General features: G+C 32.2%; 17 protein-coding genes. All 17 read right to left on the reverse strand.

The genetic code is table 11. The features are described 5' to 3' along the window. Positions 1-68 precede the first annotated feature (68 nt). Entirely contained in the window at positions 69-3,815 is a 3,747-nt protein-coding gene (cobN, locus tag H518_RS0118545) for a cobaltochelatase subunit CobN (protein WP_028890464.1), read from the reverse strand. Positions 3,816-4,054: 239 nt separating this feature from the next. Next, on the reverse strand, positions 4,055-5,125 hold the full coding sequence (cobW, locus tag H518_RS0118550; protein ID WP_028890465.1) for a cobalamin biosynthesis protein CobW: 1,071 nt from the start codon (positions 5,123-5,125) through the stop codon (positions 4,055-4,057). A gap of 349 nt (positions 5,126-5,474) precedes the next feature. Then, positions 5,475-6,065, reverse strand: coding sequence for a cob(I)yrinic acid a,c-diamide adenosyltransferase (locus H518_RS0118555; protein WP_028890466.1), 591 nt, complete (start codon positions 6,063-6,065; stop codon positions 5,475-5,477). A gap of 6 nt (positions 6,066-6,071) precedes the next feature. Continuing rightward, positions 6,072-7,376, reverse strand: a complete 1,305-nt coding sequence (locus H518_RS20230; protein ID WP_043707301.1) for a cobyrinate a,c-diamide synthase — start codon at positions 7,374-7,376, stop codon at positions 6,072-6,074. Between the two features lie 11 nt (positions 7,377-7,387). Beyond that, the gene (locus H518_RS20680; RefSeq protein WP_051263861.1) at positions 7,388-9,031 is read right to left on the reverse strand and encodes an AAA family ATPase; all 1,644 of its coding nucleotides are present in this window, start codon (positions 9,029-9,031) and stop codon (positions 7,388-7,390) included. Further along, positions 9,028-9,744, reverse strand: coding sequence for a hypothetical protein (locus H518_RS0118570; protein ID WP_028890467.1), 717 nt, complete (start codon positions 9,742-9,744; stop codon positions 9,028-9,030). The genes H518_RS20680 and H518_RS0118570 overlap by 4 nt, the downstream gene beginning before the upstream one ends. Next, positions 9,741-10,826, reverse strand: coding sequence for a cobalt-precorrin-5B (C(1))-methyltransferase CbiD (cbiD, locus tag H518_RS0118575; protein ID WP_028890468.1), 1,086 nt, complete (start codon positions 10,824-10,826; stop codon positions 9,741-9,743). The genes H518_RS0118570 and cbiD overlap by 4 nt, the downstream gene beginning before the upstream one ends. Next, the gene (locus tag H518_RS20240) at positions 10,817-11,605 is read right to left on the reverse strand and encodes a precorrin-6A/cobalt-precorrin-6A reductase (RefSeq protein ID WP_081411228.1); all 789 of its coding nucleotides are present in this window, start codon (positions 11,603-11,605) and stop codon (positions 10,817-10,819) included. The genes cbiD and H518_RS20240 overlap by 10 nt, the downstream gene beginning before the upstream one ends. A 46-nt stretch (positions 11,606-11,651) precedes the next feature. Then, entirely contained in the window at positions 11,652-12,125 is a 474-nt protein-coding gene (locus H518_RS0118585; protein WP_028890469.1) for a hypothetical protein, read from the reverse strand. A 14-nt stretch (positions 12,126-12,139) separates the two neighbouring features. Then, a complete protein-coding gene (gene cobM / locus H518_RS0118590; RefSeq protein WP_028890470.1) occupies positions 12,140-13,981 on the reverse strand; it encodes a precorrin-4 C(11)-methyltransferase in 1,842 nt (613 codons plus the stop codon). Beyond that, a complete protein-coding gene (gene cbiE / locus H518_RS0118595) occupies positions 13,982-15,181 on the reverse strand; it encodes a precorrin-6y C5,15-methyltransferase (decarboxylating) subunit CbiE (RefSeq protein ID WP_081411229.1) in 1,200 nt (399 codons plus the stop codon). Between the two features lie 3 nt (positions 15,182-15,184). After that, positions 15,185-15,823 (reverse strand): 5,6-dimethylbenzimidazole synthase, encoded by a 639-nt coding sequence (bluB, locus tag H518_RS0118600; RefSeq protein ID WP_028890472.1) that lies wholly within the window; start codon positions 15,821-15,823, stop codon positions 15,185-15,187. Between the two features lie 2 nt (positions 15,824-15,825). After that, complete coding sequence (cobJ, locus tag H518_RS0118605) at positions 15,826-17,202, reverse strand: precorrin-3B C(17)-methyltransferase (protein WP_028890473.1); 1,377 nt, start codon at positions 17,200-17,202, stop codon at positions 15,826-15,828. After that, positions 17,199-17,909, reverse strand: coding sequence for a precorrin-2 C(20)-methyltransferase (gene cobI, locus H518_RS0118610; protein ID WP_028890474.1), 711 nt, complete (start codon positions 17,907-17,909; stop codon positions 17,199-17,201). The genes cobJ and cobI overlap by 4 nt, the downstream gene beginning before the upstream one ends. After that, a complete protein-coding gene (locus tag H518_RS0118615) occupies positions 17,906-18,838 on the reverse strand; it encodes a sirohydrochlorin chelatase (RefSeq protein WP_028890475.1) in 933 nt (310 codons plus the stop codon). Before H518_RS0118615 ends, cobI begins: the two co-directional genes overlap by 4 nt. A gap of 4 nt (positions 18,839-18,842) precedes the next feature. Next, positions 18,843-20,387, reverse strand: coding sequence for a uroporphyrinogen-III C-methyltransferase (gene cobA / locus H518_RS20685; RefSeq protein WP_155995268.1), 1,545 nt, complete (start codon positions 20,385-20,387; stop codon positions 18,843-18,845). 2 nt (positions 20,388-20,389) lie between these two features. Beyond that, positions 20,390-21,190: a (2Fe-2S) ferredoxin domain-containing protein gene (locus tag H518_RS20690; protein WP_051263865.1), complete on the reverse strand. Its 801-nt coding sequence runs from the start codon at positions 21,188-21,190 to the stop codon at positions 20,390-20,392. Position 21,191: the final 1 nt, after the last annotated feature.

Here is a 21,191-nt window from a genome sequence, read left to right on the forward strand (position 1 = left end):
CCTGTGAGGTCTTAGTAAAAAACACAATTAAAATACCTCACAATATCCAAGCTAATTTAATAAGTGTTTTATTCCGTTAAAGCATCAGCATTTTTATAAATATCTTTTAAATATTCAATTGTTTCTTCTGATGGATTTTCCCACAGACCTCTTTGAATAGCTTCTAACATACGTTCAGACATGTCTTTTAAAGCCCAAGGATTGTGTTCTTCAATGAAAGCTTTATTTTCATCATCAAACAAATAATTATCGGTAATTTGTTCGTACATAAAATCCTCAATCAAATTAGTAGTAGCATCGTAGGCAAATAAATAATCCATTGTTGCTGCCATTTCAAAAGCACCTTTATAACCGTGTTCTTGCATACCTTGCATCCATTTAGGATTTACTACCCGAGATCGGAATACTTTTAACAGTTCTTCTTTTAAAGATTTAACCTTTGGATTCTCAGGGCGAGAATGATCTCCAAAATAAGTTTCGGGTTGCGATCCTTTTATGGTGTTTACGGCAGCCGTCATTCCTCCTTGAAATTGATAATAATCATCAGAATCTAAAATGTCATGCTCTCTATTATCTTGGTTTTGCATTACCACTTCAATATTCGCTAATCGCTTTTTAAAGGTTTCATGAGCCGATTTCCCACTGTTATTTTTACCAGCATATGCGTAACCACTCCAATTAATATAAGCCTGTGCTAAATCATCAGAAGTAGTCCAATTTTTGCCATCAATTAAACCTTGTAAACCTGCACCATAAGCTCCCGGTTTCGATCCGAATACACGGTATAAAGCTCGTTCATTGGCTTGTTTATCATCTAACCCTTCTTCTTTCCATTGCTTTCTTTCTTCATCAAAACGCTTTTTTATAGGGTTTTGTTCAGCAGTTTCATCTAAGGAAGCTACTTTTTCAATAGCAGCATTAAATAGTGAAATTAAATCAGGAAAAGCATCTCTAAAAAAACCAGAAATACGCAGCATTACATCAACTCTAGGTCTTTTAAGTTCTAATGTAGAAAGCACTTTAAAATTTTTAACTCTTCGGTTGCTTCCTTGCCAAACAGGTTTTACACCAATTAATGCCAAAGCTTGTGCAATATCATCGCCACTAGTTCGCATAGTAGACGTTCCCCAAACCGATAAACCAATAGAAGTAGGGTATTCGCCATTTTCTTGTAAATAACGATCAATAATATTTTGCGCACTTTTTTGACCTAATTGATACGCTGTTTCAGAAGGAACGGTACGTACATCAACAGAATAAAAATTTCTTCCCGTAGGTAAAATATCTAAACGTCCTCGTGTTGGAGCACCAGAACCACCAGGAGGAACATACTGCCCGTTTAAACCATTAATTAAATTACCTATTTCATTGCTTGTTTTTTGTAAAACAGGCATCGTATGTTGTTGTATGTATTTTATAATTTGTATTGTATCAGCACCAATTTTACTAGCATTATTACCAGCTAACAATTGACTGATGATATTTTTAGCTTTGTTTTCCAGTAATTCTACTGCTTGTCCGTAGGTTCTACAATGAATACCAAAAATCTCTTTGTCAAAAGAATCAGAATAAACAACATTAATTGGGTCAAAATTAAGTTGTAAATCATCCGCTAAACATTGTGTAATTCCTTTTAAATTACCTTGTGGTAAACGATGTAAAGCAACAATTAAATCGACTAATTTTTCTTGTCTAGGTAATTTTCCTAAAATATGTAAACCACCTCTAATTTGAGACTCTTTTAATTCACATAAATAGCCATCAATTACTTCTAGTAATGCATCAATATCTTTTCCGTCCTGATTTAAATCAGTTTTTAGATGGGTTTCATTTACAAGATTTTCAATCTTAGTTTTAATCAATGTAGCACGCTTTCTGTCAACTAAAGCCGATTCGTAAAATTCATCAATTAAAAGCTCTAATTTTAGTAAATCACCATAATTCTCAGCTCGTGTCATTGGCGGAATTAAATGATCTAATATAATAGCTTGATTTCTTCTTTTAGCTTGTGTTCCTTCTCCTGGATCATTAATAATAAAAGGATAAAAATGAGGAATCGGACCTAAAATAGCAGCAGGAAAACAAGTTTCTTCACTTAAGGCAACACTTTTTCCTGGTAACCATTCTAAATTACCATGTTTTCCAATATGTACTAAAGCATCTGCTTTAAAACTGTATTGTAACCAAATATAATAGGCTAAATAGGCTGGAGGAGGGGGTAAATCTGGTGAATGATAACTTGCTTGTAAATCTAAATTATAACCTCTGCTGGGTTGAATACTAACAAATATATTTTTAGATATAAATCCGGGAATTAAAAAAGCGCCTCCTTTGTAATTAGGAGATTCATTTGGTTGCCCCCATTGTGCCTCTACAGTATTTCGAAGTGTTGGAGATAATTGATTGTAGTATTCATAAAAAACACTTTCTTCTAAACGAATTGTTTTACGCTCATTTAAAGTATTTATAGTTTCTACATCATTGGTAACAGCATCGGTTAATTTATTTATAAGTTCGTTAGTTGTTGTGGGGTAATTAGCAGCTAATTCGTAATTTTCATCAGCTAATTGCGCTAATATTTGCAAGGTACTTTGTGGAGTATCTAAACCAACACCATTTGCTAAACGGCTATTTTTATTAGGATAATTTGGTAAAACTAAAGCGATTTTCTTTTCTGAATTATTTTTATTCTGAAGATTTATCCAAGCTTTTGCCATTTTAGCAACAAACTGGCAGCCTTCAATATGTGGTACATAAGAAACAACCTCAGAATCTGTTAACGTGTCTTTTTCTATAGATTCTTTAAAAGAAATAACTTTTGAGATAATTTTACCATCCACTTCTGGTAGGGCAATATTCATTGCAATATCAGTAGGAGGCAAGCCAAAATCACCTTCTAACCAACTTTCATGATTACAACTTCCCATAATGGCTTGAATTACGGGAACATTAAATACATCAAATAAACTTTGTGTGGTGTCATGAAACCCTTGCACACTAAATCCCGTAGTATTAATAATTACTTGAGGATTTTTAAGATGATGTTGTTTTAGTAAGTCGAATATTTGTTGCTGAATATCATGTTCACGATAGCCAGCAGCCATTAAAACAACAGCTGAAATACCTTGTGTTTCTAATGCACTAATAAGACTATGTATAGGTGCTAAATTATTAGATAGATAGTAGCTTCGGTACCCAAAAATGATGGCTTGTTTTTGGGTGCTTTTTGGTTTTAAAGTAGTATAAATTCCTTCTTCAGGATGATATAAAAATAAATCGGGAATCGTTTTAATAGCATTCGGAGTTACTTTTGAATCACTAATTCGGTTGTTAATTAATTGCAACGCTGATTTACAATTTTCAATACCACCAGATTGAATGTATTTCCAAATGAGGTCTACATCTTTTAACGGAATGTTAGAAGATTGCATTAACTCTAAATCTGGTTTATTATCACCAGGTAAAAATACTAATTGAATGTTGTTTTCTTCACAGCAATCAGTTACAGCTTCACATAAATAATTATAATAGGCTTTACCACCCAAAAGTTTAAGAACAACAATTTTGGCAGATGAAATAACCTCATCAACATACGTATCTATAGTTAGCTCTTGTTTAAAATAACTAAGGTTAGCAAAACGAAAAGAGGGGGCATTTTCTAAAGAATTATGTACTAATTTGTAGGCATTATTCATCATAAATAAATCAGAATCTGCCGAAGATAAAAAAACAATGTCTCCAGGAGATTGATCGATGTAAAACACTCCTTCATCGTTAGGGTTCCAGCCGCCTGGTATGGTAGAAATTAAATGCACGCTTTATATTTTTATTAAACCTAATTTGTAACAAGTTAATAGTTTTCAAAACTCGTTTGTTACTTTCAATCAAATTATCATTCGATTAAAAGTAATGCTCGAACAGAGAACAATAAAATGTCTCCTCGAGCGTAGTCGAGAAGTATTTATTAGTTTTCAAATATCATCTTATTTAAAGAAAAGCAATTAATGATAGTTAACTACTGATCTCTATAAAAATGAATCAAATTATACACCTCTTAATGAGAATGCGAATGCCCGTGACTATGCGAATGAATATGAGTAATCACTTCATTTTTTTCAGTCAATTCTATATTTTTACCAATAACAACGATACTTGTTTTACGCTCTTCATTAGCTCCCCAAGGTCTTTCAAAATAATAATCGAAACGAGAACCTACACCTTGTAAAACCATACGCATAGGTTTGTTAGGAATGTTTACAAAACCTTTAATCCTATAAATTTCGTGTTTTTCTACCAATGCTTTTAAATCGGTAACTAAAGTTTTAATAGCTGCTGTTTCGGCATATTCTAACAAAATAGTTTTAATATCGTCATTATGATGGTGGTGATTTCCTGACTTATGGTGCTCTTCGTGAATAGAATGACGATTATCTACATCATCTTCTGCAGAAGCTTCAATACCTAACAATAAACTATTATCTAACGTACCGTTTTCTACAGGTATAATTTTCGTATTTGGTCTTGCTTTAGCGGTTACTATTTTAGTTATTGCTGAAAATTTTTCATCGTCAACTAAATCTCTTTTACTAACTAAAACTAAATCAGCACAGGCTAATTGATCTAAAAATAATTCTTCAATTGGTGTTTCATGGTCTAAAGAATCATCAGCCAAACGTTGTGCCTGCACGCGTTCTCTATCACAAATTTCTCCAGTAGCTATTCCAACAGCATCTACTACTGTAATCACTGAATCTATAGTTATATGAGGTTTTAAATCTGGCCAGTTAACAGCTTTTACTAAAGGTTTTGGCATTGATAAACCAGAAGTTTCAATAACAATATGGTCAATCTCTTCTTTACGTTCTAATAATTGTAGCATAGAAGGTAAAAACTCTTCCTGTACGGTACAGCAAATGCATCCATTAGGTAATTGTACTAAATTACAATCATCATCACCACATTCTGATGAAGCAATTAATTGTCCATCTACATCTACTTCCCCAAATTCATTAACCAATACAGCAATACGCTTTCCGTTGGCATTTCTTAACATGTTATGTACTAGGGTTGTTTTTCCTACACCTAAAAATCCGGTAACTATGGTAATTGGTATTTTCTTATTCATTATTTTAAATTTTATTAGTTCCTATTTTGTCACTTCGCGTGAAATTATTTGTAACAGCGAGAAAAATAATTTTGTATCGAGAAGTTATTATTTGGTTCTCGATATAATTTTTACTTCGTTCCACTTCTTAAAAATCACTCGAACTGACAGTGTTAATAATTATAATTCTTTTTTAAATTTTATTCGATTATTACCTTGTCACTTCGAGTGGAATTATTTGCAACAGCGAGAAAAATAATTTTGTATCGAGAAGTTATTATATAGTTCTCGATATAATTTTTACTTCGTTTCACTTCTTAAAAATCACTCGAACTGACGGTTGTTAAATAGTTCAACAGAAAAATCAGAGTTATTTTTTAACTGCTTTTTTCTTTCTCTTGTATAAGAAAAGATTCCATTTTTCTTCGGCTACACCATGTTTGTCCATTTCGGCTCTAGCCATGGTAAAGAATAAGTCAGACATACGGTTTACGTAACTCATAATATAGTCATGTACACACTCAGGATCTTCTTGCATTAAAGTAACCAGTTGTCGTTCACCTCTTCTTACTTGCGTTCTACAAACATGGCAAAGTGCAGATATTTCATTTCCTCCAGGTAGTAAAAAATAGTCAGAAGGAGAACTGATACTATCTTCCATTTCATCTAACCATTGTTCACAAAATTCAGCACCGTCTTTAGGTTCAGGATTTGGGTTTACTTTTTTAGAATCTGAAGGGCGTGCTAAATGCGACATCATATTCATCATATCTTTTTGAATACGGTGTAGGTTAGGTTGCCACTCGTGGTCGTTACCTAATTTAGAACGCATTAATCCTATAGTTGAATTTACCTCATCTAAAGTTCCGATACATTCAATTCGTGCTGAGTTTTTAAATTCTCTTTTTCCTCCAAAAACTCCAGTACTACCTTTGTCTCCTTTTCTTGTGTAAATTTTCATACGTTATTATTTTAATTCGTTAATTAATTGTAATAGTATTTCAGGTGTACCAAAATAGTGGTGGATATAAGAAGCTATTACCTTATTTTTTTTATGAATTTTAGTATCAGTTTCACCATCTCTGGCATTTAAAACTGTTGCATTTATAGTAGTTTCATTATCGTTTTGTAAACTAGAATAATGAAACTCATGTCCTTTAAATATGTGATTATTTGTTTTGGTTGTTCTATAGCCTAAGTGCAATTTTTTATCAACTATGGTCGATTCAAAATCAAAATAATTAACCATTTTAAAAGCGGTGTTGTTTTCAGATATAATTGATTTTCCTAAATACATCATTCCGCCACACTCCGCATAAATTTGACCATTATTCTCAGCGAATGTTTTGATGCTTTCTAACATTGAGGTGTTAGTAGAAAGTTCTTTTAAGTAAGCTTCAGGATATCCTCCTGGAAGAAATATAAAATCACATTTCGGAATTTCAGTATCATGAATAGGGCTAAAGAAAATAACTTTTCCCAGTTGTTTCATTGCATTTATATTGTGAGGATATATAAAATTGAAAGCTTCATCTTTAGCGATAGCAAATGTTATATTTTTAGTCGTTGTTTTATGTATTGAAGGAGGAGGAGTGTTTACTTCTTTCGAAACTTTTAAAATAGCATTCCAGTCTAGTGTTTTTTCTAATTCGTCAGCAATTAGATCAATAATACTATCAAATTTCTCAATTTCTTGAATGTTTAATCCAAGATGTCTTGAAGGAATTTCAATGTTTTTTAAATTTGATAAATACCCAAAACATTGTACACCAATATCTTCGCAAGCTTCTTGTAACATGGTATAATGTCTTTTAGAACCTACACGATTAAAAATAACTCCCATTATTTTTATAGTTGCATCAAAATTCACAAAACCCTGTATAAGTGGTGCAACAGAGTAGGCAACTGCTTTGGCATCAATTACTAGTAAAACGGGAGTTTGTAGTTTTTTAGCCATTTCAGCTGTACTACCTTTGTCTTTTTTAGCACCATCAAATAAGCCCATAACACCTTCAATACAATTAATGTCACCTTTTTCTCCGTAATGAGATAGGTTCGTATCAATATCTTGTTGAGACATCATATATAAATCTAGATTCACACCAACTTTATTGCAAGCCAATTCATGAAACTTTGGGTCTATATAATCTGGTCCAACTTTAAAAGGTTGAATTGTTTTGTTTTTACGTTTGAATAAACGCAATAATCCCAAGGTAATGGTGGTTTTTCCTGCGTTACTATTGGGTGCTGATATGATAAACTGTTTTGTCAAGTATCTTAGGTTTATATATTTTCAGTAATTAAAACTTCATAGTTCGCATTAATGCGATTGGCTAATTCTTTGGCTTCACCAATTTTTACCATTCCTTTTTCTGCATCAATAATTTGAGCATCATGTATACCTTTACAATAGGTTTGAAAAGCCAATACAGTATCTTCTAAATTATCACCAGCGTTTAATTTTCCATCAGTTATTATATGTAAGTAATGCTTAAAATCAACAGCAGCAGTAATTCGTTTTATATGTTTAAAACCTGCTTTTAAATTTGTTTTTCCACCAGTTTTTAAATCCATTAAAGCAATTTCAATGTCTTTTAAAATTTTTGTTTGCTTTAAAAGAAGTTGCGCTTCACCATCAAACAAAGAAATCATTGAAAATTCTGTGTTTTGGTTTTTAGAGTTTTCAGCTATTTTATTTACAGTTCCTTTAGCATAAGCAATAATTTGGTCTTTTAACATTGAACCACTAGAGTCAATTAAAAAAACATGATGTTGCTTTAATAGGTTCTTTTTTCGTTTCGTTTTTAATTCAAATTTATCAGTTGCTAAATATTGACTTACCGTTTTTTTTGTGTCATTAACTGAAATATTACCATCTATACTATTAACAGTATTTGTAGCTTGCTGTATGGTATTAGAGGCGCTTTCTTTTTGTTTTTGAAACTCGTTTTTAGGGATAAGAATAGTTGCGTTTTCTTCTTTAGATGAATTTGTCTCAGAATTGTTTTCTGGTGATTGGTTATTTTGATTTTCAGAAGAATCCTGCTGATTAGGAGGCGTGTGTAAACTTCTATGATTTAATACAAAATCGGCAATTATAGCTACATCTTTTTTAGTGATTGTAACTGTGTTTTTATATGCTACATACGCTCTTGCTGTTTTTAATAATAAAATATCTGCACGTAAACCTTCCACTTGATGTTTTACAGCTAATTCGCTACAATATTCAATAATAGCATCGGTTATTTGTATAGTTTTTAAGTTCTTTTTAGCAGTTTCAATCTGTTTAGAAATACTTTCCTCTTCACTTTTATAATTCGTTATAAATTCAATAGGGTTGTCATCAAATTTAAAACGTTGCTTAATTATTTTCTGGCGAATTTTAACCTCAGTAGGTGTTTTTATAGTAACACTTAAACCAAAACGATCTTTTAACTGAGGACGTAAATTTCCTTCTTCTGGGTTCATAGAACCAACTAAACAAAAACGACTTTTAAAATAATGAGATACACCTTCTCTTTCTAAATAATAACTACCAGAAGCAGCTGCATCTAATAAAATATCAGTGAGGTAATCTTGTAGTAAATTAACTTCATCTACATATAAAATACCTTCGTTTGCCTGTGCCATTAAACCAAGGTTAATCACTTCTTTTTTAGTGTTTATCAATTGTTCTAAATCAATACTACCTAAAATTCTGTCTTCTGAAACACCAATAGGTAAATTTACAAAAGACGAATTTTGTTGGGTACTCATTAAGTTGGCTACCGACCGAATTAAAGTAGTTTTTCCTGTACCTTTATCTCCAATAGCAAGTACTCCACCAATAAGTGGATCAACCAAATTTAAAATTAGCGCTAGCTTAAAATTATCTTGCCCAACAATAGCTGAAAAAGGAAAGTTGAGTTGTTTTTTATCTTGTATCATAATTGAGGAATACTATTATATAGCCAAACAATTCCAATAATAACAGAAGCTATTCCTGCAATACCATTCATCCACTTAAAAATAGCTAAGTTTCGTTCTAAAAATCGGCTCATTACATAAATTAAAACATAACTGTAAACACCCATTGCTACAATAATTCCTAGTGATTCTACGGCTAAAATTAAAATAGCATCAGCTACCGTGGTACTACTTAAAACTAAAGCAGATGTTAATGCACCACCTGTTCCTGCTAAACCGTGTAACATACCAATCCAAAAAGATTTATTCATTGGGTTTACGGCTATTTCTTCCCCTTTGGTTCCGTGTAAATGTATTGGGTTTGAAAGGTCGTGTTCATGAGCTTCAATCTTTTTATGGTCATTTACCATTTCATTAATAGCATGATTTCTTCTAATAGCTACAACTCCTAACCAAATCATAATTGGGCCTACAGCTAGTTCTGCGTAAAAAGAAATATCATGTATAAATAAAGTAGCCATGCTTTTAAATAACAATGCTACACCACCAAAAAGCAATAGTGTTACTGAATGACCAAAAGCCCATTGAGATGCTTTAAAAACAGTTTTAAAACTAACTTTTTGTTTATTGATCGCATTCTCGGTAGCTAATACTGAAACAGCTGTAACATGATCGGGTTCAAAAGAATGTAAAATACCAGCCATTAAAGGCCTGATTAAAGAAGTTAAAGTCATTTTTTTATAAATTGAATAAGGGTTCCGTTTTTATGAATAAGGTAAATATCTAGTACTACCTGTTTAATTTTTGTATGTGTGTGCTGGTAACAGTGTTCTAATAATAATTGAAAGAAAGGGGAGTTTTGTTCAAACTCAAACAATTCAATCAATCGTCCAGCCATGTTTAATTTTTTTATTCTATCAGCGTCGTAAAATCCAACTTGGTTTGCTAATTCAACAACAAAGTCTTTGTTCCAACTAGATACACAACTATGCGTATCTGTAACTCCTCCTGCTAGTTTTACAGCTTTTCCTAGCATAATACCAATACTAACTTTTTTAATGGGAGATTTATTTATTTTAGTAAGTGTTTCACCAATCCAGTTTCCATAATGGATAAAAGCATATTCAGGTAAATGACTAAATTTATTTGATAAATATTTTTCACTTCTAGCACCCGAATTAATTACCAATTCGGTAATGTTATTAGCAATTGCAACATCAATACCTTGCTCTATACTTGCGATATATGATGATGATGAATAAGGTTTTACAATACCGCTTGTACCTAAAATAGATAAACCATTCATGATTCCTACACGTTCATTAAGCGTACGTTTTGCTAACTTTTTGCCATCCGTAACATATACTGTTACAGATACACCACATTCTAAATCATAATCATGTAATAATTTTTGAATGGCACTGGTTATCATTTTTCTAGGAACAGGGTTAATAGCAGGTTCTCCAATAGCGAGCTCTAAGCCTTTAAGCGTAACAGTACCAACACCTTCTCCTGCGATAAATTGAATTTCTTTTTCTTGTGTAAGTTTTAAAATACATCCAATTTCTGCTCCGTTTGTTACATCAGGATCATCACCTGCATCTTTAATTACTGAAGATTTAGCGGTGTTTTCTGTAAATTCACAATGATGCACAGGAATTTCCAATACTTTATCAATAGGGAGGTGGACACTTACTGAAGCTATCTTTTTTTGATGGATAATCGCCATCAATCCTGATTTTGCAGCAGCTGTGGCAGACGTACCAGTTGTAAATCCGTCTCTTAATGGGCCTTTAGGTACTTTTCTTAATCCCATTTAGTTGCGTTATTAGTTAGCGATAATGAACGCTGCGTACTAGTAAGTAAGTTTTCTAACTCAACTACATTAAATACTGGTTTAAAGTAAGGTGGAATTTCTGGTTGTGTGATGATGATGATTTGTGTGTCCGTTTTTAATGCCGCTTCTATTTTTGTACTTAAAAAACCACTGTTTCCTGTTTCTTTAGTTAAAACAATATTTATTGATTTTGCTTTAATTAACTCAATCTCTTTTTTTAAATCAGCAGAAGGCAATCCTAAAATTAATTGTTCTTCGGGGAAATTACTCTCTCTTGCAATAGCTAAAGATTCAGGTCTGTTTAGTATTCTAAAATAGGTAGTGTTTTTTTGCCACCAATGTTTTAGTCTCTTAATAGATTGTACACCTGTTAATGCTAATAGTATATGATTTTCTTTAAATAAATTTGAAGCATCATCATAAGTATTTATATAAGATACTAACGGATGAATTGTTTTTGATAATAATTTTCTACCAAATCGTATTACAGGTATTTGCAAACTTTCAGCTACCCTTGCGATAGTATTATGCAATATTTCGGCAAAGGGGTGAGAGGCATTAACAATCAGTTTTACATTGTTTTTTATCAGATAATTTTCTAATTGTTTTTCATTTAAAGCACCATGCCTGTAACTAGCAATTTTGTTTTCTTCAAAAGGAATATTTGTTTTTGTTGAATACACAAAAGGCATCGATTTTTCTTGTAGCAATTTTGCTACTTTTTTACCTTCTGTTGTTCCTCCAAATACAAGTATCATTGTTTTTCTTATTTATTTTTAATTAATTAGCCTGTTCTTTTTTAAGTTACCAACTTAAACAGAATTTATTATTTCCATTTTCTCTATCAATTTCCATTGAACCTTGTTCAGCTCCAAAAGTCCAATGACCAGTAAATAAAAGTTTTATCGGGTCAGTTTTCTTTTCGAATGATACATTACTAATTTTCCATATGTTGGTTGATTCGTACCCTTTTGTATTTTGAGTATTCATATCCAAAGTCCATTTAACTTTTCCTTTTTCAATCAAAGTCAATGTAGGAGAAAGAGTATCATTTCTATTTTCCAACATTAATATTCCATTATCAGATAAATCAAATTCTTTAGCATTTTTTGTTATTTCACTAGGGGTAACAATTACAGCTTTAAATGGACCATCATCCATTCCACAGCCAACATTAAATTGATACCAAACCAGCGAAACAAGTGTTAAATAGCTAACAATTCCAATTCCTGATATAATCGCAATACCTGTTAATATTTTTTTGAAGGTTTTATTCATTTTAAGATGCACAGCTACTCTGTAACTACAAATTTCTTATTGGTTCTAAAAATGTGTTTCCATTCAGGGCTATATAATTGCGATCTGTTTTTACGAGCTCCAATAGCATGACCAACGACAATTAATACCGTTCTTGTTTTTTTACTCTCTTTTACAATTTGTGCTAGGTTTTCTAATTTTCCTTGAAAAATTTCTTCATCTTTCCAAGAAATTCTATACATCACGGCTACGGGAGTATCGGCATCAAAATGTTCTAATAGTTGTGCTTCTACTTTTTTAGCAATACCAACACTTAAAAAAATACACATGGTTGAATTTGTTGCTGCAAATGCTGAAATACTTTCTTTTGAAGGCATTGGCGTTTTTCCTTCACCACGAGTTAATACAATTGATTGGACTACCTCAGGAATGGTAAATTCTGATTTTAATACAGCGGCGGCGGCACTAAAAGAAGAAATACCAGGAACAATAAAATAGTCCATTCCTAACTCATCAAAAATGGTCATTTGTTCTTGAATAGCACCATATAAAGAAGGGTCACCACATTGTAAACGAACAATAGCGTTTCCTTTTTTATAATGTTCTTGCATTAAAGAAACTTGCTCTTCTAAAGTCATCATTGCAGAGTTTCTAACTACCGCTCCTGGCTTACACCAATTCGTCATTTCTTCAGGAATCAAGCTACCTGCATATAACACACAATCGGCTTCTTCTAAATATTGTTTTCCTTTTACGGTTATTAATTCCTCATCACCAGGCCCTGCACCAATAATAGCAACCGCTGTTTTACGAACTACTTCTGCGTTTAAAGCAACCGAAAAAGTGAATTTCTCACTGTTATCTAAATGAATTTTCTGTTTTTCAACAAGTAATTCATTATTTCCAGAAAGTAACATCGCGCAAGATTCTGAAACACCATTAACACCAATTTTAGATTGCACCATTGCACTTGGATTAGGTATCGTAACGGTGTTTATTTTATCAGAAGTAAAGGTGCTGAAAGGAATATTGTTAGTCTCACTAAAGTCTAAATAAGCTTGCTGTTCCGCTTTAATATCAATAGAACCAAAGTTTTTGATGGCAGAAAAGTATAATCCTTCAGCAGCTAGTTTTGATTTGAATGTTTCTTGAAATAGTTTAAAATCTAATTGCTTAGAGCATCCAGAACCAACAGATAGTACTTTCGGAATTAAAAATAAACTAGAGATTTTAGCTTCGTAAACTTTATAACTTACCGCAATAAATAATTCGAATTGTGTATAATCAATGTCTTTTTCATTATAAAAAACGGTTACAAAATTAGGAACTATTTTTTCTAAATGCTGTGTACCTTTATCTTTAATATCTAAAAGTAATGCTGTTGGTTTGTTATTAACAAACAACGCCATTATTTTATTCGTAGGCACTGAACTTTCTGTTTGCCAGTCAAATTGACTTCCAAGGGTATCTAAAGCCCAAATATTTTGCACATCACTTGCGGTAGATATTACAGCATTTGCTCCTAATACACTCGCCGTTTTTGATGCAAAATCATTCGCACCACCTTTATGTCCGCTTAATACAGATTGCACGTTTAAACCTAAATCATCAACAGAAATTACTGCTGGATCAGTATTTTTATCTTGAATATATGGTGCAATTAAGCGTACGCAAATACCTAAGGCTGTTACAAAACAAATACCATCTAGTTTCATGAAATTATCAGCTAAATAGTCAGAAATAGACGTAATAGTTGATACACTTTCATTACTAGACTGTAAAGTAGTTATGACTAATGATTTTGGAAATTCTTTCTGAATAATAAGGGCTTTTTCTATCCCTTTTTCAGTTACTGCTATGATGGCTATTTTTCTCATTTATTTTTGTTCAGCTGTGTGAATGCTAATTTTATTATGTTGGTTTACTTGAATAACACTAGTATTAACGATGTAATTCAATTTTGTAAGTTCTTCTGTAAATATTTTAGAGCTGCTTTCTCTTACAGCGTTGGTAACGAATCGCACTGCTGGATTTAGTTGATGTATTAAATGGAGTAGTTCTTTTAAGCGTCCACCATGACCACCAATAAAAACAACATCAGGAATTTCAAAATCATTTAAGTTGAGGTTAAAAAAATCATCAATAATAATGTCAATACCAGGTGTTGAAAAACGTGCTGTATTCTGTTGAATTATAGCTGTGCATTCAATTCGTTTTTCAAAGGCAACGATTTTTAAATGCGGAAAATGTTGTTTTGCTTCAATAGCAACAGATCCTGTACAAGCTCCTACGTCCCAAAACACCGTTTTATTTTGTAATTCTAAAGCACTAATAGTACTTAATCGAATTGGCATTTTAGTAATCATGTTTGCTCTATTCGTTAATGGAATAAAGGATGCATCAGGAATACCAAAAGGTTTATGTTTAGGTGTTACTTGTTTTAATAATACACAGTTTAAATTATCATGTGTTTTGTTAGAACAAGAAACTAAATCTAATTGTTCAATATGTTCATTATCTCCGTCTAAAGCTTCTCCAATGGTTATTGAGTAATTATCAAAACGATATTGCAGCATGCGTTTCGCAATTTCGGCAGGTGTTTTTTTATTATCGGTTAATACTCCAATTAATTCGTTTCTTTTAATTAGTGCTTCATCTAGTGCAGACCAATCTCTACCGTGTATAGACACAGCTTTTAATGTATTGTAGTTCGTTTGTGTTTTATGACATAACAGTTGAATACTATTAAAATAAGGAGTAGCGCTTAATTTAGCATTGGGTAATAAGCGTTGTAACGTATTTCCGAAGCCATAGAAAAAAGGATCACCAGAGGCAAAAACCACAATCGTTGTCGTAATTTTTTTATACTGATTCATCAGCGCATCCATTTTACCAGAAATTTCAATCCAAATATGGTTTTCGGGTAAGAACGATTTTACCAATTGATAATGTCGTTTTCCACCAGAAAAAACAGTTGCTTCTTTAATTAATTTCAAGACATCATCATTCAATTTCGGACTAGGATGATTGCTAATTCCAATTAAATAAAAATCGATATGTTTTTCTATTAATTTCATTTATTAATAAGAATCTTTAATTACAACATCGTTTATATTTTTACGCTTTTCCCATTGTAAACGTTCTAACTCTGGGTTTTCATAGAATTTATCTACATGCCCTAAGCATAAATAACCTATCAATTGTCTGTTTTCAGGAGCATTTAAAATGGTTTTAATTTTGTTAGGGTCTAAAATACTTACCCAACCTAAACCAACATTTAAAGCTCTTGCCATTAACCACATATTTTGAATAGCGCATACTACTGAGTAAACACCAGCTTCTTTCATTGTAGTTTGCCCTAAAACAGGATGTTCACTTGGTTTATAAAAAACTGCGATATTTAATGCCGATTCTACAATTCCTTCTAATTTTAATTGTGTGTAAGCATCGGCTTTTTTTCCTTCAAAAAGAGTTTTCGCTTTTTCGTTCTCTTCAAAAAAACTGTCTTTTATTTTATTTCTAATGTCTAAATCTTTAATAATCACAAATTCCCAAGGTTGAGAAAACCCAACAGAAGGTGCGTTTACTCCAGCAAATAGAATTTTATCTAAATCCTTTTGAAGAATAGGTGTGTTTATAAAACGATTACCTCTAACATCTCTACGCGCAAGTATTATTTGCTCTAAGGTTTCTATATTTTCTGGAGTGAATTTGTTCATTTCTAAGATTTAAAATAAGTTGAAGCTTCCGGTAATGTAAAAGCTGCATTTGTAATAGCTGCTGCAACATTACTACCACCTCTGTTTCCTTCAATAATTACCCAATCAGTAGTTGCAATTTGTGATAATTGTTCTTTTGATTCTAAAACATTCACAAAACCAACAGGTACACCAATTATACCAACAGGTTTAAAAGCAGTATTGTCTCTTAATTGGTCAACAATTTCGAATAAAGCAGTAGGGGCATTTCCTACTACATATAAAGCATTCGGGTATTTTTCAATAGCTTTTCTAATACCAGCTTGTGAGCGGGTAATATCTGCTGATTTAGCTAGCGCTTGTGCTTCTTCATCATTTAACAAACAATGAATTTGATTTCCGTATTCTTTTATAAAAGCTTTTGTAATTCCTGCTTTTACCATGGTGACATCAGTAACAATTTCTCCACCATTTTTAAGATGCGTATGCCAGTTTTCAATAGCATTCGGTGTTGCTGAATAATGATTAAAATCTTCTAAAATTCCTGTAGTATGAATAACTCTCGTTACTGCCCATTTATCAGCAATAGAAAAAGGAATTTCTTTAATATGATCGGTAACAATTCTAAAACTTTCTTGTTGAATTTCTTTACCTGTATGTGGTTTTCTGTTAAGGTAACCTCTAGGAGTAACCAAATAATCTTTAAAACGATAGGTTTGCGAGTTTCCAATCATTACCAAACAAAACATATCTACATCTTCAGGGTTAAACTCTCCTAAAGTGGTAATTTTAAGTTCTTCTTCTGGTCGTGTTACATGTCTTATAATTGCAACTGGGGTAGCAGGTGAGCGTTCTGTTAAAAATATTTTCTGTAATCTACCTAATTGCCAATGTCTTTTTTTACTTTTTGGGTTGTATAAACTGGTTACAAAATCTCCCATTGCAGCAGCTTTAATTCTTTGCTCAATTTTGTTCCAAGGTGTCATTAAATCAGACAATGAAATGCAGCAAAAATCATGACCTAACGGTGCACCTAATTTACTACCAGCAGCTAAAAAAGCAGAAACACCAGGAAGTGTTTCTAATTCAATAGCATCATCATTTCCTTTAGATACCACTTCATAAACAATGGCAGCCATGGCATAAATACTGGCATCACCAGAACCAATAACCACTACATATTTATCTTCTTTAGCTTTCTCAACAGCTTTATGAGCTCTTGCTTCCTCTTTACCTAAAGGCATCGAAATAAGTTCAGCACCTTCTTTAAAAAGTGATGCTCCAAATTGAAAATAATAATCGTAACCAATAACTACATCTGCTTTTTCTAAAGCATTTTTAACTACGGGTAACATATAATTGATATCTCCAGGACCTAAGCCTGCTACGGTTATTTTCATTTGTTTATTTTTTTAATAATCATAAGAGAAAAATAAGGTGTTTCTCTTACACTGGCAGTACTCCAGTTATTCGTTATAAATTGTTGGTTCGTTCCTAAGCGTTCGGCATAAGTAACGTTATGTTTTTGAGTATCGATTACAGCGGTAATTATGTCAACAACCGATATAATTTTCATTAATACTACAGTATCGAAATTAGCAATAGCCTCTTCTAGTTCTTCTTTGGTTTGTATGCGAGGAATTACGACTACTTTTTCGTTTTGTAAACACAATGGTATTTTACTTTCAGATGCTAAATGCAAGTAAGAGCTAATACCCGGAATTAAATTGATAGGTAAATTATGTACTTGTATTTTTTCTAACAGATAAGAAAAAGAGCTAAACGTACTAATGTCTCCTTCGCTAACAATTGCTATAGATAATCCTTTGTTATAATCAGAAAGTATTTGTTGAAAGGTTGTTTCATAAATAACCTTTGCTTGCGCTCTCTCTAAATCCATTTTTAAATAAAACCCTTCGAGTTTTTGTGAATCTAAATTATAGTTATCTAAAATTGAGCGTGAATAACTAGCTTTTCTGCCATCTTTAAATAAAGAGCCAGGGTAGTATATTTTAGCTACGTTTTGTAAAGTTTTTAACCCTTTTAAAGTAATTAAATCAGGATCACCAGGACCTAAAGAAACGCCGTATATTGTACCTTTTGTCATATTCCTAAACCTTTTTTAATTTTAGTAAATACGTTGTTTTTTTGACCAACTTTTTCATCTTCTTCAAACAAAACACCTTTTACACCTAAATGATGGCCGATTTGTTCTTTTCCTACTTCCGATTCTAAACCAACAATTTGTTTTCTGTATTTACACAATTGGCAATTCATGTTTGCTGTACCGTTAATGGTTTCATCTAAGCGCTCATCAAAAGCTTTTAAGATTAACTCATCGCTACCAAAAGCTTTGGTGTACACATATTCATGAGGAGATGTTGCACTAAATGTTCGAATTTCATTATAAATACGTTCTAACAGAATTCCTGTAAAAAAGAAAAACGGAATTGCAATCGTACGTTTAAATTCCATTTTACTTGTAAGTTCTAAACTCTTGGTAACAGTAGGGTAGGCCGTACCACTGTAGGATACTGTTGTAAAGCCAAAGCCCATCCCTTCACCTAACATACAAGCTAATTTATGAACATCAGAGTTTGCGTCAGTATCGGTTGTTCCTCTACCTACAACCATTAAGCACACCTCTTTTCTATCCATCGGTGTATGTTTGCTTTCTTCTTCTAAAACTCTTTTTTGCGCTAATTCTAATAAAAATGAATTCACCCCAAGGTGTTTTCCCATTTTTATAGTTAAATCACTATAATAGCTTTGTATGGTATTCATTTCATACGGAATATCATTCTTAGCATGCGAACCCGCAAAAAGAATAATTGGTAACGCATAAATTTCACGAATTCCTTTTTGATACATACGTTCAATAGAGGCTTCGTACACAGGATGATTAAATTCTAAAAAGCCATAATCTACCTCGTAATCGGTATAACGAGCTTGTAGTATAGCAACCAACTCTTTAAAAGCATCGGTTCCTGTTTTGGTTCTACTACCATGACCGCAAAGTAAAATTCCTTTTTTCATTCTTTTAATTAATTGGTTTTACTCCTATTAAAAATACTACTGGCATTTGTAGTTCTTGTTTTTTTATATCGTTTTCTATCTCGCCTAATGTTGATGAGAGTAACACTTCGTTATCTCTTGAAACATTAGAAATTGCGTTGATAGGAATGTTTGTGTTTTTGCATACTTCTATTAGTTTAGGAATAATTTTATCTAAACTTTTTAGTCCCATATACAGTGCTAGTGTGTTACCAGCGTTTAGCATTTCTGCAATTCCTTTAAGTTGTGCGGTAGAATAATCGGCAGTATGTGCAGTACAAATTAAAATAGCGTTCGATTGTCTTCTCTCGGTAATAGGAATGTTTACAGAACTCGCAGCCGCTAAGGCAGCAGAAATTCCTGGAACCACAGTAAAAGGCAAATTATGCTGTTTTAAAAAGCGAACTTCTTCGGCAGCTCTTCCATAAATGTATGGATCTCCAGATTTTACACGAACAACTTTATTTCCTAGTTCACAATGTTTTTTCATTAGTGAATTGATGTTATTCTGACGTGTTTCTTGATCTTCTTTATCGCCGTATTTTCTACCTACATAAATATGTTCAGCCTGTGTATTAATCGCTAATATTTCATCTGAAATTAAATTATCATGTAAAATAATATCAGCATTTTCAATAGCATGAAAAGCTTTTAAGGTTAATAGGTTTTTATTACCAGGCCCACAACCTACAATTGCTATTTCAGGTAAATAATCTTTTGTAAATATCCATTCAGGATTTGAGAATTGATAGGTAAAATTTAGTACTGATTTTGATTTAGAATTATCAACTATTTTATAACTTTCCTTAGGGTTAGTTTCAAAAATAGGCGCAGGCATATTTAATTTAATGGCTGCATTCTCATAAAAATCTTTTCTTTTAGGATGTATATCAGCACAACCGTTAATAATTTCACCAAAACAATCATTATTTATAATAGTTGCTATTAACCGAATAACATCTTTTTGATGAATAAGATTAACAGGAACATTAGGATTTTTTAATTGCTTTTTATTTGCCAAAAATCTCCCAGGATGACGTTTAGGGCCAATTAAACCAGCCAAACGTAAAACAGTTAAGTTGTTGCCAAAATGTTGTTGCAATAACTGTTCTGCTTCTATTAGTGCAATACCAGAGGCTTTTTCAGGAACACAGTTTATAGCTTCATTTACAAGGCTATTGGTATTTTGATAAACAGAGGTTGAGCTAACAAAAATTACTTTTGTAGTTTTTGGCGTATGTTTTATAATCTGCTTAATCTGTAGCGGATGTATTGTTTCAATACTATCAATTCGTTTTGGCGGAAAATTGATAATTAGTGTTGCTGTTTCATGAATAAAAGATTCCCAATCACCTATAATGGTATCAGCTTCAATTTTTATTCTACAGTTATGAAAAGAATATTTAGCTAATGATGTTAATCTATCTAAACTAGAAGTACTTCCGTTAACTGTATAGCCACTTTTTTGAAGTTGTAAAGCTAATGGTAAACCTAACCAACCTAAACCTAGTATTGAAATACCTTTTTTCATTGTTATGTTAAATTTAAAATTGCGTTTTTTAACTGTATTTTTCTGCAATATTCCCAACCTTTATTAACTATAGAATCGAATGCTATTTTTCCTAAAACTTCACCAAATTTATTTTTAAAACGAATACCAACTTGCTGCGATTCCTTTTTATAAAAATACTCGGTACTCGAAATTTTAGCTTGTTGTAACTCCTTATTATCTTTAGGTACAGCTGCAATAGTTAATGGAATGCAAGTTGTTTTAGTAAATAATTCAAGTGTATACGTTTTAGAGTATTCTAAGGTTTCAATATCATTAAATTCAATAGAATCTTGATTAATCATAGTGAGAGTTACCCCATCTGGATTTTCTTTAAGATATAAGAACAACGGATACAGATATTGATCAGAACTAAATCCTTTGGTAATAAAACACGCACCTAATTCGGTATCATTTTTTAGTTCAAAAGGCTTTGGTGTTATAGGGGCTCTTTCGTTGTTAGAAACTTGCTTATCCCATCCTTTTTTATATAATAACTCAGTTTCTATAGGGCATTCATTATTTAAATGTCCTTTTACGATATGCGTTATTTTTTCGGGGGTTAATTCTTTATACCAAAACTCTCCTGGACTTACAATACAGGTAGGGGCATCTTCACATCGACCGTTACATCTCGTTTTAATGGTATGAGTAGTATCCCAAAGATCATTATTTCTTAAATAAGCTCTAGCTTCTCTAACAACTTTTTCGCCTCCTGCTTTTTGACAAGAACCTCCGTCGCAGAAGAAAAAAGTATGTGTTGTATTGGCGATGTTTTTACCCATA

The organism is Tenacibaculum ovolyticum DSM 18103 (assembly GCF_000430545.1).
GTDB classification, from domain to species: domain Bacteria; phylum Bacteroidota; class Bacteroidia; order Flavobacteriales; family Flavobacteriaceae; genus Polaribacter; species Polaribacter ovolyticus.

Bases quoted from the DNA above. Each gene is read 5' to 3' on its own strand.
- H518_RS0118585 (WP_028890469.1), bottom strand. From the start codon at position 12,125: ATGAATAAAACCTTCAAAAAAATATTAACAGGTATTGCGATTATATCA.
- H518_RS20690 (WP_051263865.1), bottom strand. From the start codon at position 21,190: ATGGGTAAAAACATCGCCAATACAACACATACTTTTTTCTTCTGCGAC.
- cobI (WP_028890474.1), bottom strand. From the start codon at position 17,909: ATGACAAAAGGTACAATATACGGCGTTTCTTTAGGTCCTGGTGATCCT.
- H518_RS20680 (WP_051263861.1), bottom strand. From the start codon at position 9,031: ATGATACAAGATAAAAAACAACTCAACTTTCCTTTTTCAGCTATTGTT.
- cobJ (WP_028890473.1), bottom strand. From the start codon at position 17,202: ATGAAAATAACCGTAGCAGGCTTAGGTCCTGGAGATATCAATTATATG.
- bluB (WP_028890472.1), bottom strand. From the start codon at position 15,823: ATGAACAAATTCACTCCAGAAAATATAGAAACCTTAGAGCAAATAATA.
- H518_RS0118555 (WP_028890466.1), bottom strand. From the start codon at position 6,065: ATGAAAATTTACACAAGAAAAGGAGACAAAGGTAGTACTGGAGTTTTT.
- cbiE (WP_081411229.1), bottom strand. From the start codon at position 15,181: ATGAAATTAATAGAAAAACATATCGATTTTTATTTAATTGGAATTAGC.
- H518_RS0118570 (WP_028890467.1), bottom strand. From the start codon at position 9,744: ATGACTTTAACTTCTTTAATCAGGCCTTTAATGGCTGGTATTTTACAT.
- cobA (WP_155995268.1), bottom strand. From the start codon at position 20,387: ATGAAAAAAGGTATTTCAATACTAGGTTTAGGTTGGTTAGGTTTACCA.
- cobW (WP_028890465.1), bottom strand. From the start codon at position 5,125: ATGAATAAGAAAATACCAATTACCATAGTTACCGGATTTTTAGGTGTA.
- cbiD (WP_028890468.1), bottom strand. From the start codon at position 10,826: ATGGGATTAAGAAAAGTACCTAAAGGCCCATTAAGAGACGGATTTACA.
- H518_RS0118615 (WP_028890475.1), bottom strand. From the start codon at position 18,838: ATGAAAAAAGGAATTTTACTTTGCGGTCATGGTAGTAGAACCAAAACA.
- cobM (WP_028890470.1), bottom strand. From the start codon at position 13,981: ATGAGAAAAATAGCCATCATAGCAGTAACTGAAAAAGGGATAGAAAAA.
- H518_RS20240 (WP_081411228.1), bottom strand. From the start codon at position 11,605: ATGATACTTGTATTTGGAGGAACAACAGAAGGTAAAAAAGTAGCAAAA.